Source organism: Paenibacillus sp. CB74 (genome assembly GCF_055687625.1).
This window is the reverse complement of sequence record NZ_CM146009.1, coordinates 2219979-2233218: the sequence shown is the minus strand read 5'-3', so window position 1 is coordinate 2233218 and position 13240 is coordinate 2219979. Positions and strand designations below refer to the sequence as shown.

At 42.9% G+C, this 13240-nt stretch carries 14 protein-coding genes and 1 pseudogene; 11 read left to right on the top strand and 4 right to left on the bottom strand.

The annotated features are described in order from the left end of the window. Nucleotides 1–63 precede the first annotated feature (63 nt). Nucleotides 64–324, bottom strand: a complete 261-nt coding sequence (locus ACX9NY_RS09935; RefSeq protein WP_339242352.1) for a hypothetical protein — start codon at nucleotides 322–324, stop codon at nucleotides 64–66. A 95-nt stretch (nucleotides 325–419) separates the two neighbouring features. Beyond that, complete coding sequence (locus ACX9NY_RS09930) at nucleotides 420–548, bottom strand: DUF4023 family protein (protein WP_047842809.1); 129 nt, start codon at nucleotides 546–548, stop codon at nucleotides 420–422. Nucleotides 549–752: 204 nt separating this feature from the next. Here ACX9NY_RS09930 and ACX9NY_RS09925 point away from each other — a divergent pair, with 204 nt between their 5' ends. From ACX9NY_RS09925 to ACX9NY_RS09910, 4 genes and pseudogenes are all read left to right on the top strand, one after another. Beyond that, the gene (locus tag ACX9NY_RS09925) at nucleotides 753–1505 is read left to right on the top strand and encodes a TrmB family transcriptional regulator (RefSeq protein ID WP_339260927.1); all 753 of its coding nucleotides are present in this window, start codon (nucleotides 753–755) and stop codon (nucleotides 1503–1505) included. Nucleotides 1506–1629: 124 nt separating this feature from the next. Further along, complete coding sequence (locus ACX9NY_RS09920) at nucleotides 1630–2793, top strand: MFS transporter (RefSeq protein ID WP_472478415.1); 1164 nt, start codon at nucleotides 1630–1632, stop codon at nucleotides 2791–2793. Between the two features lie 217 nt (nucleotides 2794–3010). Next, nucleotides 3011–3578, top strand: a pseudogene (locus ACX9NY_RS09915) (sugar O-acetyltransferase). 38 nt (nucleotides 3579–3616) lie between these two features. Continuing rightward, nucleotides 3617–4204: a sugar O-acetyltransferase gene (locus ACX9NY_RS09910; protein ID WP_339243055.1), complete on the top strand. Its 588-nt coding sequence runs from the start codon at nucleotides 3617–3619 to the stop codon at nucleotides 4202–4204. Between the two features lie 201 nt (nucleotides 4205–4405). On the opposite strand, the gene ACX9NY_RS09905 is transcribed toward ACX9NY_RS09910, so the two are convergent. After that, complete coding sequence (locus tag ACX9NY_RS09905; RefSeq protein ID WP_472478413.1) at nucleotides 4406–5839, bottom strand: glycoside hydrolase family 1 protein; 1434 nt, start codon at nucleotides 5837–5839, stop codon at nucleotides 4406–4408. 362 nt (nucleotides 5840–6201) lie between these two features. On the opposite strand from ACX9NY_RS09905, the gene ACX9NY_RS09900 reads away from it, so the two are divergent. Next, nucleotides 6202–7170, top strand: coding sequence for a LacI family DNA-binding transcriptional regulator (locus ACX9NY_RS09900; RefSeq protein ID WP_472478411.1), 969 nt, complete (start codon nucleotides 6202–6204; stop codon nucleotides 7168–7170). A gap of 211 nt (nucleotides 7171–7381) precedes the next feature. After that, nucleotides 7382–7675 (top strand): DUF3817 domain-containing protein, encoded by a 294-nt coding sequence (locus ACX9NY_RS09895; RefSeq protein WP_342572909.1) that lies wholly within the window; start codon nucleotides 7382–7384, stop codon nucleotides 7673–7675. Nucleotides 7676–7774: 99 nt separating this feature from the next. Here ACX9NY_RS09895 and ACX9NY_RS09890 read toward each other — a convergent pair whose 3' ends face one another. After that, nucleotides 7775–7912 (bottom strand): hypothetical protein, encoded by a 138-nt coding sequence (locus tag ACX9NY_RS09890; protein WP_339242363.1) that lies wholly within the window; start codon nucleotides 7910–7912, stop codon nucleotides 7775–7777. A gap of 119 nt (nucleotides 7913–8031) precedes the next feature. Here ACX9NY_RS09890 and ACX9NY_RS09885 point away from each other — a divergent pair, with 119 nt between their 5' ends. The 5 genes from ACX9NY_RS09885 to ACX9NY_RS09865 all read left to right on the top strand — a co-directional run bounded on the left by ACX9NY_RS09885 (nucleotide 8032) and on the right by ACX9NY_RS09865 (nucleotide 13224). Beyond that, nucleotides 8032–8376 carry a thioredoxin family protein gene (locus ACX9NY_RS09885; protein ID WP_339260935.1) on the top strand — a complete coding sequence of 115 codons (345 nt, stop codon included), beginning with the start codon at nucleotides 8032–8034 and terminating at the stop codon, nucleotides 8374–8376. Nucleotides 8377–8511: 135 nt separating this feature from the next. After that, on the top strand, nucleotides 8512–9534 hold the full coding sequence (locus ACX9NY_RS09880) for a LacI family DNA-binding transcriptional regulator (RefSeq protein WP_339242367.1): 1023 nt from the start codon (nucleotides 8512–8514) through the stop codon (nucleotides 9532–9534). Nucleotides 9535–9650: 116 nt separating this feature from the next. Further along, entirely contained in the window at nucleotides 9651–10640 is a 990-nt protein-coding gene (locus tag ACX9NY_RS09875) for an ABC transporter permease (RefSeq protein ID WP_472478408.1), read from the top strand. Between the two features lie 15 nt (nucleotides 10641–10655). Continuing rightward, a complete protein-coding gene (locus ACX9NY_RS09870; protein ID WP_472478406.1) occupies nucleotides 10656–11543 on the top strand; it encodes a carbohydrate ABC transporter permease in 888 nt (295 codons plus the stop codon). Nucleotides 11544–11580: 37 nt separating this feature from the next. Next, nucleotides 11581–13224: a type 2 periplasmic-binding domain-containing protein gene (locus ACX9NY_RS09865; RefSeq protein WP_472478404.1), complete on the top strand. Its 1644-nt coding sequence runs from the start codon at nucleotides 11581–11583 to the stop codon at nucleotides 13222–13224. The last annotated feature ends 16 nt before the right edge of the window (nucleotides 13225–13240 follow it).

The following is a 13240-nucleotide window of genomic DNA, read 5'->3' as shown; positions in this document are numbered from 1 at the left end:
CCAAGAATGAAAAATGAGAAAATGGTGCTCTCCTAAAGGGAGCACCATTTTTTTCGGGTCTGATTATCTGCGTTTCAATAACAGAACTCCACTGATGGCTGATGTTTTCTGGCGGTATACCACTTTGAATCCAATATCGTTGTCCAACAAACAGTTTAATGCATTGATCAATAATGCCCCGGGAACTAAGGTAAATGTACACGGAGCGGTGTTTCCAATCACACGTACGCTTTGAATTCTGCGCGCAGAACCAGGCACGAGCGGATTTCTGGACCAATAGATTAACACCAGATCCGGTTGTCGAACAGCATTGACACGAGCCATACTAATCATCTCTTTTCTATTAAAGGTTCTTAATAGTAGATGAAAAGTAGAGGAAAAGGTGCTAGACAGAAGTCATGCTGTTCAATAAATAGACTCTACTTATTCGTAGAATGCTGTTTCGATGGCAACTTGTCTCCAGGTGTTCCCTTGCCATTGTTTTTATTGTGACGCGCTTTTTCGGCATTTTCATTAACTTTCTTCACAAAATCTTGCGTGCTTTCCATTAAAAATTACAGCTCCTTCCACAAGCAAAATGGGTATCCGATTCTTAATATAACCACTGGAAAGTGATTTTATTTTGGGGACATCGCTTAATTTAATTTTGATTCAAACAATCCCACGTTAGGTGGGACATACTGGACATGGGAAGTATAGCCGTCTAAACTAGATAGACCAGACATAATAAGAAGGGATGCGCCGATCCAAATATGTTGCAGAAATTCGGTTTTACACAATATGAGAGCCAGGTATACGAGGCTATATTTGCACAAGATGAACCGCTTGATGCCACATCCATTGTTAATTACTCGAACGTTCCCAAAGCCAAAATATATGAAGTGCTTAATCGATTGATCGACAAGGGAACGGTGCTGACCACGATGGATGGAAAGAAAAAATTATATATGGCCGTGGATATTCAGTCCGTTATTCATAAGATCAAGGCAGATTTTGATAAAGATATCGAGGAACTGAAGAGTTACAAAATCAAACGTACATTCACGGATGAACATATCTGGACGTTAAAAGATGAATCATCCATTGGATCAAACATTGAACAACTTATCGAAGAAGCGGAATCATCAATTCTTTTCCTGGCATGGAATGAGCGAATGGAAAAATATCGTGAACTGCTGGAGCAGAAGGAAAAGCAGGGAGTGTACGTTGAAGTGTTAGCCGTAGGGGGAATGGAGACCTCCTTAACGCGTAAATACTCGTTGATTCCATTACTTGACGCGCCGGAGCCATCCCAACTGCTCATTGTGGATCATGCTTATCTGTTGTTTGCCGGTGTGGAACACGATTCATGGCGAGCCATCAAGACGATGTCCAAACCGATTGTTAAAGCTATGACTGATTATTTCTACCATGATGTTGCCCTTACTCAAATTACAAAAAAATATGGTGACCAACTGTTGCAGGATGCTGAAATCGAGCGATTGCTCACCAGGTTGATCTATTAAACTATTCTCCAAGAGAATAGTTTTTTTTGTTATAACTTTATTTGAAAAAACAATGAAAATAACTATTGAAACTTTCATTCCTATGAGTTACTATCGTAGTTGTAACTTTTGAGGAGGATTCAACATGAATAAGAAAGTATATGTGCTTGCTATCGCAGCATTTGTGGTCGGAACCGTTGAATTGATCTTGGGCGGCATTCTGGACCTGATTGCTACGGATCTTCATCTATCCCTGGCTAAGGCCGGATATTTAATTTCTATTTTCTCACTTGTCTATGCGTTATCTGCGCCGATTTTATTAAATATGACGGCTAGATTCGAGCGTAAAAAGGTATATATGTGTACGCTATTTGTATTTCTGATCAGTAATCTCATCTCTGCGTTCAGCACCAGCTTCTACATGCTGATGGCGGGTAGAGCTCTCGGAGCCGCGACGGGTTCACTTATTTTTGTGCTCTCCCTGACGCTTGCAGCGCGCATTGTGGAACCACAGTATAAAGGACGCGCGGTGGGGACCATTACCATGGGAGGCAGTGCCTCACTTATCCTTGGTGTACCACTCGGTATTTTTGTAGGGAACTTGGCTGGCTGGCGTGAAGTGTTTATGTTGATTGCCATACTGACCGCAGTGGTTATGGTAGCTATCTGGATTGCGATGGATCGAGTGCAGCCGATTCCTGCTGTATCCCTGAAGAAACAGCTTACAGCGCTGTGGAATCCGAAAATGTTGGCAATCCATGCGACGACTTTGCTTGTACTTGCGGGTCATTTGACTTTATATGCGTATTTCACACCATTTCTGCAAGAAACCCTGGGTGCCAGCGCAACGATGGTTACCTTTATCTATATGATGTTTGGGATCGCTGCTGTTGCAGGTGGAGGCATTGGGGGCATGTTATCGGATCGTCTGCATCCTGCTAAAGCGATTGTCATTGTTCTAATTCCCTTTATCGTGAGTATGGCTATCATCCCGTTTAGTGTTCAATTGCCTTTGATTGCCTTCTTGATATTGTTAAGCATCTGGAGTGCACTGAGCTGGACGGTTACACCTGTACAGAATAGTCTGATTATCAAAACGTCGCCGGAAACAGCTGAAACACTAATCAGCACCAATTCCGGTATAGCACATGCTGGTATCGCACTCGGTACCTATATCGGTGGCATGGTGATCGATCATTCATCGATTCTGCACACCGGATGGGTCGGCTCTGTACTCATTTTGCTTGGTTTGGTGTCTGCCATCTACGCCATTAGCGTGAAGGAAAAAACCATTCAGGCGGTTGCATAAAATAAAGAACTTAGACAAAAAATTTGAACCTCTGCAATCCCCTAGTCAATGGGGTGTAGAGGTTTTTGGCTACCTTACGAGATTGTGCGTGAGTAGAATATACTGTTTTATATCAAGCAAGACTTGTTTTATTCATCGTAATCTATATAATTAAAATAGTTTTAAAAAGTATTATCTAATGTTGAATTATATGATGTGTACCAAGGGAGCAGTGATCATGACCACAAAGACGGAAAAACAAAAAATGCTGGATGGCGAGCTGTACATGGCTTCTGATCTCGAATTGTCTAAGGATCGAGAATATGCACGCAGAATGACGCGCACATTCAATCAAACGACAGAAACGGACGGAGAGCTTAGAACCAAGTTACTGAAGGAACTGTTTGGATCTACAGGTGAACATCTGGGTATGGAACCTAATATTCATGTGGATTATGGATATAACATTCATGTGGGCAATCATTTTTATGCCAACTTTAATTGTACGATATTAGATGTGTGTGAAGTTCGTATTGGAGACTATTGTTTAATGGGGCCAGATGTACATATCTATACAGCTACTCATCCACTCCATCCGCATGAACGCAATACGGGAGCAGAGTATGGCAAGCCAGTCACGATAGGGAATAATGTCTGGATAGGGGGAAGAGCCGTCATAAATCCGGGTGTTAGCATAGGGGATAACGTTGTTATTGCTTCAGGCGCTGTGGTTACGAAGGATGTTCCGGATAATATGATCGTGGGCGGCAATCCAGACCAGAATCATTAGAGAGATAGAGCTTTAACAAATGTATAGATAGAAGGTGGGAAGTGCCAGGATATGATGACTGAAAAAGAAAAATCTCAATTAGGGCTCTTATATAATGCCAATTATGATAAAGAGTTGATTGAAGAGCGTTTGTATGCCAAAGGACTTTGTTACGATTATAACCAGCTCCATCCAGGCAAGATCCATGAACGAGAAGCGTTAATTAAGAAACTGCTCGGGAAAACGACTGATCGTTTCCTGATTGAACAGCCCTTTGTATGTGATTATGGTTATAATATTGAAATTGGTGAGAACTTCTATAGCAATCATAATATTGTCATGTTGGATGGAGGCAAAATCAGTTTTGGAGATAACGTTTTTATTGCTCCAAATTGTGGTTTTTATACTGCTGGCCACCCTTTTGATGTAGAGCAGCGCAATGAAGGTCTGGAGATTGTTGGACCCATCACGGTAGGGAATAATGTGTGGATCGGTGGCGGTGTGACCGTTCTTGCCGGAGTTACCATCGGAGACAATACGATCATTGGAGCAGGGAGCGTAGTGACCAAGAGTATACCGTCTGGGGTGATTGCAGCGGGCAACCCTTGCAGGGTCATTCGCGAGATAACCGAAGAAGACAAAACAAAGTACAGCAGGATGTAGTGAAGAACATATATAGTAAAGAATAGGATAACAGCTAATGAGAATGCCCGATGTTTATCGTTTAACATCGGGCATTTATAATAGCACCCCCCAGACAGTAAACATGCCAAGGTATCGTATAACCGACACTTTTTCACGTAATTTGTTGGGGGATAGACGGATATATCTGTTACATTTGCTAAAACATTTGCTTGAGAAACTTTATCGCTGCAAACTTTTCCCGTTACTGCTGATTACTTCTTTGTACCAATGGAAGGATTTTTTACGGTAACGTTCGAGTGTTCCTGAACCATCGTCATGACGATCAACGTAGATGTAGCCATAACGTTTTTTCAACTGAGCAGAAGACGCACTGACCACATCAATGCAACCCCATGATGTATAACCCATAATTTCAACGCCATCTTCAATGGCTTCGCCAACCTGAACCAGATGATCATTCAGATACTGGATTCGGTAATCATCTTCGACTGTTTTCTCACCGTCAGCACCCGTGATTAACTCATCGACAGCGCCAAGACCATTCTCTACAATAAACAGTGGTTTCTGATAACGGTCATAGAACATGTTAAGCACATAACGTAAACCTTGCGGGTCAATCTGCCATCCCCATTCACTTGCTGGTAGATAAGGGTTAGGTACGCCGCCAAGCAGGTTACCTTCACCTGCGATTTGTTTCTCCGGGTCTGCCGTCTGACAGATACTCATGTAATAACTGAAAGAGATAAAGTCTACCGTATGAAGCAACATTTCCTCGTCGCCAGGTTCCATATGAATCTCGATTCCATTCTCCCGGAAGTAACGTTTCATATAACCAGGGTAGCGGCCTCTTACATGCACATCACCGAAGAAATAGTTGCTGTGTTCGAATTCCATGACTTTAATCATATCGTCTGGGTTCGGTGTCAGCGGGTAGGTAGGCATACTGAGCATCATACAACCAATCTGTGCCGTAGGAATAATCTCATGACAGAGTTTCACAGCAGAAGCACTCGCTACAAATTCATGATGGATTGCCTGATACAGATCTTGCTTGCTGAGCTTCTGCTTTGGCGTGTAGATGCCTCCACTCATGAAGGGAGCTTCCAGAATCGAATTGATTTCGTTAAAGGTAAGCCAGTATTTTACTTTGTTTTTGTAACGGTTGAAGACAGTGGTTGCATAACGCTCGTAGAATCCAACCATTTTCCGGTTAACCCAGCCGTCGTATTCTTTAGACAAGTGAAGAGGTGTCTCATAGTGGGATAACGTTACGAGTGGTTCGATCCCGTATTTGTGACACTCGTCAAATAGATCGTCGTAGAACTGCAGACCTTCTTCATTCGGTTCCAGCTCGTCCCCTTTTGGGAAAATCCGGGACCAGGCGATGGAAGTACGGAATACTTTGAAGCCCATCTCTGCAAACAGTTTTACATCTTCCTTGTAACGATGATACAGATCGATACCGATCAGTTTCATGTTATCTTCGGTTGGTTCTTCCGTGATCGGGCCCATGATGCCTTTGGGAGCTACATCCTGAGTAGATAATCCTTTGCCACCTTGATTGTATGCACCTTCAGCCTGATTGGCTGCAATTGCGCCACCCCACAGGAAATTTTCCGGGAATTGATAAGTTTGATTTTGAGAGTTGCTCATCTGTATCGCTCCATTCATCAAATTTTATTTAAGAGGTTGTTCAAAAAGCCCGCTTTTGATTACAAAAGATGCCTAACGGCATCATCAGCATCGAATATGGAATTCAGCCGAAATGTCCGTTGCTCACGTAGTTTTCCCTACGCTCTGCTACTCCATTTCTATCTTCATCCCATCTTCTCGGTACTGAAAACTGATCTTTTTCAACACGCACTTTAAGGTGATCCATGTATGACATAAAAAAGCTTAAACGTTGTAACGGGTTACACGTCAAGTTTTACTTTTGATCCTAATCTGAGGCATACTATTATTCTAAATAATCTTGGTTGAACTTATATCGTTCGTTAGCAAGAAAGGAGTCTCCGATGTCCAAGTTTGATGAAATTATGAAGCGGTCCGGTTACTCAAAAGCGACAGTGTCACGCGTGATTAATCATTCTCCGCATGTTAGTGATGAAGCAAGGCAGATCATCACGGATATTATGAAACAGTTGAATTATATTCCCAACCGAAATGCGATATCGTTATCAACAGGGCAAACGAAGCAGATTGGAATTGTGACCTCTACCACAGGAGAAATCATTCTTACATTCATGAATCAATTCATTGATACAGCTATGGATTTTGGATTTCAGACAATTATCTATACATCCCGTGGAGATCCGGAGATTGAATTGCAAGCGTTCGAAGATCTGCGCAGTAAACGAGTCGATGGGCTGGTGATTATCGCTTGTGTCAATGACCCTCGCAAGTTGAGAGCATATTGTGAGTATGGTCCCATTGTCTCCTGGCAGCGAATGGGGAATGACGAGATTCCGTCTGTCGCGATGGATCAGGCAGAAGGGTATACGTTAGCTCTGGAGCATCTGGTTTCGAGAGGATACACTCGAATTGCAAATGCATTTGGCAGGGCTGAAAGTTTGAATACCCAGAGCCGCCGTGAAGCTTATGAAGCTTATATGAAGAGCAAAGGGTTACCTGTGTGGTCTGAAGCGTATCAATATTCTGTATTCAGCTCCACAGATGGCGAAGAAGCGATGTGCAGAATGGCAGAGGGGCCAGAACTTCCACAAGCTGTATTATGTTCGAATGATTATGCAGCCATCGGCATTCTGAGTGAAGCACGGAGACAAAATATCCAGGTACCGGAACAACTCGCCATTGTGGGGTTTGATGATATTGAGCTTTCCCGTGTTCTCGGAATCACGACCATACACAATCCGATCGCAGAGCAAGCCACCCAAGCATTTCACCAATTATGGGCTGTATTGGGTAAAACAGAGCTGAAAACCGAGAAGCTGACATACCAGCTGATTGAGCGTGAGACAACTTGAATCCGTAAGACCTGAACCTGATGTGGGAATCGGGTTTTGTGGATTCAATAATTATTCAAATTTGAAGCATTTTCGGATTAACCTCATACGTTATACTGAGGATAAGCTTCAGAACAACATATCTGTACGGAGATGTGGCGTGAAGTTTTCGTATCATGTTACAAGTTACATATTTCACAAACGATTAGCGGGAAAGGTGAGAATGGACCTTATGAAAACAGTGACAGGCCGATTCAGAATTGCGGGCATATGGGAGGGTGTGTCATTACTTCTATTAATTTTTATTGCTATGCCTCTGAAATATTTTGCAGATATCTCTTCCCCTGTAGCCGTAATGGGCATGATTCATGGTATTTTGTTTCCTTTGTACCTTATTGCGCTAGTGCATCTGGCTGTGGTCAAAAAGTGGAAGATTACGCGCTGGCTGATGGGTGGAGTGGCCGGTCTTCTGCCATTTGGAACTTTTGTATTTGAATCTTATCTTCGAAAGAGAGATTGGAATTAATATGTAATAAAAGAGGCAAAATCAATAGAATACAAATCAAAGCAGGCGACCCAGTACGGATGTTATCCGAAGAGGTCACCTGCTGAGTTCTATCGAGTTTTATTTCACTACACCTGTTTGACGATCGGACAACAGGCTGACTCCAACATCGCCAGAGGCATTGGACACAGGTGCATAGGCCGAGAAGGAAGTAACAACAACTAGGGCAGTGAACAGAAATAAGAATGATTTTTTCATACCATAACCTCTTTCTTATGGGGATATATTCCATTTAATTGTAACGCACATAGGCTATACTTGAAAAGAAAAAATTTTAACTAAGAAAGCCATTGAATGATGGAAAGGGTTGAGTTTCTGTGAAAGATATTCATGAATTAACATCCATAGAAATGGTTGAAGAGGCTATTCAGCAACATGAATTCGTTTTTTTGTATGTATCTCGTCCGGAGTGCAATGTATGTCACGCTTTACTTCCCAAGATCAGGGCGTTGCTTGAACCTTATCCATCCATATATTTGGGGCACATTGATGCTAACGTAGTGGAAGAAGTCGCTTCCAGGTTTCTTATTTTTACCGTTCCAACAATGATCATGATTGTGGAGCAGAAGGAATATATTCGAGCGGATCGTTTTGTGCGCTTGGAACGTCTGGAAGAGCAGCTGCAACAGATTTACTCCATGTATAACCAGGATGGGGAATAGAAAGCGAAAGCTTCAGGAACGGCGGCTCATACGTGAGCCGTTTTTTGTGCTCGAAAATTAAAGTGTTGCCATGAAAACGGTTTTATGATAATTTAAACATTATAAAAACGTTTTTATAGCAAAGGAACAAAAATTATGGCAAAAATAACGATTAAAGATGTAGCAAGGGAAGCTGGCGTATCCATATCTACCGTCTCCAACGCTTTAAATGGTGTAGATGTCTTAAACCCGGAGACGAAATCACATGTCCTCAAGGTGGCAGAGCGATTGAATTATGTGCCCAACCTGAATGGCAAGCTTTTGAAGTCCGGCCAAACCAAAATGCTCGGTTTTTTCACTACAAGTGTATCGGGCCCGTATTTCTATAAGCTGGTTGAATCGATGTCTCGCGAATGTGATCGTCTTGGGTATGGTTTGAATGTATTTGTGACCAAGGATAAACACGTTATTATGAGTAATATTCTGGGTCGGCGGGTGGATGGTGTCATTATATACGAAGAGCTTCGGATCGATGAGCAAGATATTATCGCCATGGAGAAAGACAAGATCAAGGCTGTTTTTCTGGATCGGGTCTATCAGAGCGATACGATGGGAAGTGTCATTTTTGACTCGTATGTGGCAGCTTACGAAGCAACCAAGTATTTGATTGGGCTGGGGCACAAGAAAATTGCGTATATTTCCGGTGTGGACACGATGTTCGATAGTGTGCAACGTAGAGATGGCTATCTGGCTGCTCTGCATGAATACCAGCTTCCAATCGATGAAGATTACATTATACAGGGGTATTTTGAAGAGGATAGCACATATAGTGCTATAAAATCTTTTCTTCATTTGCATCCCGGCAAGCGGCCGGATGCATTTCTTGCAGGGAATGACTTGAGTGCAATTGGCTGTATGCATGCGTTGAAGTCCGAGGGCTTTGAAGTGCCTCAGGATGTTAGTGTCGTAGGTTTCGATGATATTGATATCGCACAGTATTTTTCTCCACCGCTCACAACGGTAAGAAATCAGATTGCAAGACAGGGTATCCTGGCCATCAATCAACTGGTAGGCATGATCAAGGAGAAAGAACAAGGGGCAGCGCAAAAATTGGCGGGTGAACTGGTGGTTAGAGGTTCAAGTCATGTGAAGATCGACCGGAAAGACTATCGTACATAAGTTGACTCAGCTGCTTCTCCGGTCTTTTTTTACATAAATACAAACAAAGGGGGTTTTTATGGCGAAAAATAAAAACGTTTTTATAATAAACGTAAGGCGGAGGGGAGAACAAAAACGTGGATAAATTAGCCGTAGAAACTTCAACCGGTAAACAAACGATCGGTCCTAACGGAAAGAAGCCCATCGGGCAACGGATCAAAGAATTCATAGTGGATTATCGAAGACAATGGGAGATTCAATCCATGATTATCCCTGGCATTATATTTATGATTATTTTCTGTTATATCCCGATCTACGGATTGACGATTGCCTTCAAAAATTACACGGTCATTGATACGCTTGCTACGGCTCCATGGGTAGGACTGGATAACTTCAGAATCATTTTGTCTGACAAATATTTCTGGGATGCAGTTGTGAATACACTGGGGATCAGCTTTTTGAAACTGGGGATCGGCTTTGTCATTCCGATTATTCTTGCGATCATGATCTATGAGTTAAACAGCGGACGCTTCAAAAAGTTTGTGCAAACGGTTTCATATTTACCCCACTTTTTGTCCTGGATCGTACTCGGGGGAATGCTGATCACCTGGTTTTCAACAACGGGCTTATTTAACCAGTTGTTGCTTAGTCTTGGAGTGATATCGCAACCGCAGAACATTTTGCTGGATGCAGGCAAGTATTGGTGGATTGCTACCTTATCGGATATTTGGAAAGAGGCAGGCTGGGGAACGATTCTGTATCTGGCGATTATGGCGAAGATAGACCCTACGTATTATGAAGCTGCCAAAATCGATGGTGCAAGCCGTATCAGACAGATATGGAATATCACATTACCTAATATGCGCTCCATTATCAGCCTCAATCTGATTCTAACTGTAAGCGGTTTATTAGGGTCGAATCTGGATCAGACTCTGGTTCTCATGAACTCCCAAAACCGCGATAAAGCGGAAGTCATCAATTCATACGTGTATCGTATGGGGATGTCTCAGGGTGACTTTTCATATGCCACGGCCGTTGGCTTGGGTGTCTCAATCATATCTGTCATTCTGCTCGTCACGGCGAACAAAATTACCAGCAAATTAAATGATAATCAATCTGTGTTGTAGAAGGAGGCATCCCGCGTGAATGGAAAGGTGGCAAAAGAAGATCTCGATAGTCGGATCTTTGATACCTTAAATATGATTTTGTTAATCATCTGTACGATCGTTATTTTGGTTCCGCTCTGGAATGTCATTATCTCTTCCTTTAGCTCAGGCAAAGCGTTGGCGGAAGGTGGATTCATCTTCTGGTCACCGGAATTCTCGCTAGAGAATTACAGAGCAGTATTCAACGATCAGGGCATATGGCAGGCTTTCTTCATATCGGTGTCCAAAACAACGATAGGTGTTGTTACACATGTGTTCTTCTGTGCCATGGTTGGTTACGGTCTGAGCAAAAAGTACATAAGAGGCCGTAAATTATATGTTGCCATGGGTGTCATTACAATGTTCTTCTCGGGCGGCATGATCCCGACATACCTATTAATCAAAACCCTTGGATTGTTAAACAGCTTCTGGGTATACATTATTCCGGCGTTATTCAGTTTCTATGATGTCGTGATTCTGATGAATTTCTTCCGAAATGTCCCGGATTCTCTGGAGGAGTCGGCTAAGATTGACGGCGCAGGGGATTGGCATATTTTTTTGAAAATATTCATTCCACTCTCCATGCCTGCCATGGCTACAATTGCGCTATTTAATGGGGTGGGGCAATGGAACGACTTCATGACAACCAAGTTATACATTACCGATCAGTCACTGTATCCACTTCAGATGATGCTGTATGAGATTATCGTTCAGTCCCAGACCCAATCCATGCAAAATGTTGGGGGTTCGGCTGTGATCGAAACAACGACCAAAGGCGTGCAGTTGGCCACGATTGTCATTACAACACTCCCGATCGTACTGATCTATCCCATCGTTCAGAGATACTTTATCTCGGGAATGATGCTCGGTGCGGTCAAGGAATAGAAGAAACAAATACCCCAATATGAGGAGGAACAAAAACATGTTGAAGTTGAACAAGGCATCAGGAAAAAAAGGGATTACATTGTTCGCGACATTACTTGCAGCAGTGATTATGATAACGGGTTGTAGCGGTGGATCTGGGGGCTCCAGTGAAGGGAATTGGGTATCCATTGAAGATCGGTACACGGTTGACCCGGAAAAGCCGGCTTGGCAGTTGGATAAAAAGGAAGAAGCTACAGACCTGACGTGGTACGTCAATGCGGACTGGTGGAACACCGATTTTGGCAAGGACATTGTCACGAAGAAAATTAAAGAGGATCTGAACATCAATATTAAATTCATCACGGGTGATGATACCAAGTTAAATACCTTTTTCGCCGGCGGAGATATGCCTGACCTGCTAACGGTATTTGACTCCAATTCTCCAGTGGTACAAAAAGCCGCTACCTGGGCTATGCCGCTGAACGATCTGGCGGAGAAATATGATCCTTATTTTAATAAAGTTGCGGCTGCCGATACATTGAACTGGTTCCAATTGGCGGATGGCAAAACCTATGGTTATCCGAACTATTCCAATACACAGGAGGATTATGATAGCGGTAACATTCCTGCCAAAACGGCATTTATCATTCGTAAGGATGTGTACGAAGCTTTGGGTAGTCCGGTCATTGGAACGCCAGAGGAATTCCAGAGTGTGATGAAACGAATTAAGCAGGAGTTTCCTGCGCTGATTCCGTTTGGATTCAACTCCATTGGTGAAGGAACAGGTTCACTCGGGGATACATTGCAAGATTTCATCGGCGTCCCGCTGGAGACCGAATCGGGAGAATTCTACGATCGTAATCTGGATGAAGATTACCTCACGTGGTTGAAGACATTGAACACCGTGTACAGAGATGGCAATATCAGTGATGACAGTTTTGCTGATGATGGAACGGCTTTTGAGGAAAAAGTAAAGTCTGGTAAATACGCGACCATGCTGCTTGACGGTACACCTCAACAAGGAGGAAACCTGCAAATATACATGAGTGCCAACCCGGGCAAAGAATATATTGCAATTGATGGTCCGCAGAGCACCAAAGGCAATGCCCCGACATTGAATCAATCCGGGATAACCGGATGGATGATCAATTACATCTCCAAGGATTGTAAAGATCCGGCCAAGGCGATTCAAATTTTCACATATTTACTCAGTGAAGAAGGACAGACACTTATGAATTACGGGATCGAAGGGGAGACCTTCCAAACCAAAGCCGACGGTAGTGTCGAATTACTGCCAGCAGTGAAAGACATGCAACTGAATAACGCAGATCAATTCAAAAAGGATTATCGGATGGGTGAGTTTATGTTCTTCGGCCATGATCGTCACAAAGCACTCAGTGCAGATGCTTTTCCGGAAGCGATTAAACAGATGCAGGAGTGGGGCAAAGGCAAGCTGAAACCACACTTTATTCTGGAAAACATTAGTCCGGACCAAAGTACTCCTGAAGCTCGTGCGTTGTCAGCAATCAATACGAAATGGAATACGACACTGGTGAGCATGGTGCGGTCCAAGGATGATGCGTCGTATGACAATGCATTGGCTGCTTACAAGTCATTTTTGGGTGAAAACCGCTGGGAAGAGATTGTGAAGGTACGAAGTGAAAAGATGAAATTGAACAAAGAGAAACTAGGTATTCAATAATAGAAAAATGAAATAT

What these genes read in the sequence shown, in the direction of transcription:
- ACX9NY_RS09935 (WP_339242352.1), bottom strand. Translation starts at nt 324, where the DNA reads ATGGCTCGTGTCAATGCTGTTCGACAACCGGATCTGGTGTTAATCTAT.
- ACX9NY_RS09930 (WP_047842809.1), bottom strand. Translation starts at nt 548, where the DNA reads ATGGAAAGCACGCAAGATTTTGTGAAGAAAGTTAATGAAAATGCCGAA.
- ACX9NY_RS09925 (WP_339260927.1), top strand. Translation starts at nt 753, where the DNA reads ATGTTGCAGAAATTCGGTTTTACACAATATGAGAGCCAGGTATACGAG.
- ACX9NY_RS09920 (WP_472478415.1), top strand. Translation starts at nt 1,630, where the DNA reads ATGAATAAGAAAGTATATGTGCTTGCTATCGCAGCATTTGTGGTCGGA.
- ACX9NY_RS09910 (WP_339243055.1), top strand. Translation starts at nt 3,617, where the DNA reads ATGACTGAAAAAGAAAAATCTCAATTAGGGCTCTTATATAATGCCAAT.
- ACX9NY_RS09905 (WP_472478413.1), bottom strand. Translation starts at nt 5,839, where the DNA reads ATGAGCAACTCTCAAAATCAAACTTATCAATTCCCGGAAAATTTCCTG.
- ACX9NY_RS09900 (WP_472478411.1), top strand. Translation starts at nt 6,202, where the DNA reads ATGTCCAAGTTTGATGAAATTATGAAGCGGTCCGGTTACTCAAAAGCG.
- ACX9NY_RS09895 (WP_342572909.1), top strand. Translation starts at nt 7,382, where the DNA reads ATGAAAACAGTGACAGGCCGATTCAGAATTGCGGGCATATGGGAGGGT.
- ACX9NY_RS09890 (WP_339242363.1), bottom strand. Translation starts at nt 7,912, where the DNA reads ATGAAAAAATCATTCTTATTTCTGTTCACTGCCCTAGTTGTTGTTACT.
- ACX9NY_RS09880 (WP_339242367.1), top strand. Translation starts at nt 8,512, where the DNA reads ATGGCAAAAATAACGATTAAAGATGTAGCAAGGGAAGCTGGCGTATCC.
- ACX9NY_RS09865 (WP_472478404.1), top strand. Translation starts at nt 11,581, where the DNA reads ATGTTGAAGTTGAACAAGGCATCAGGAAAAAAAGGGATTACATTGTTC.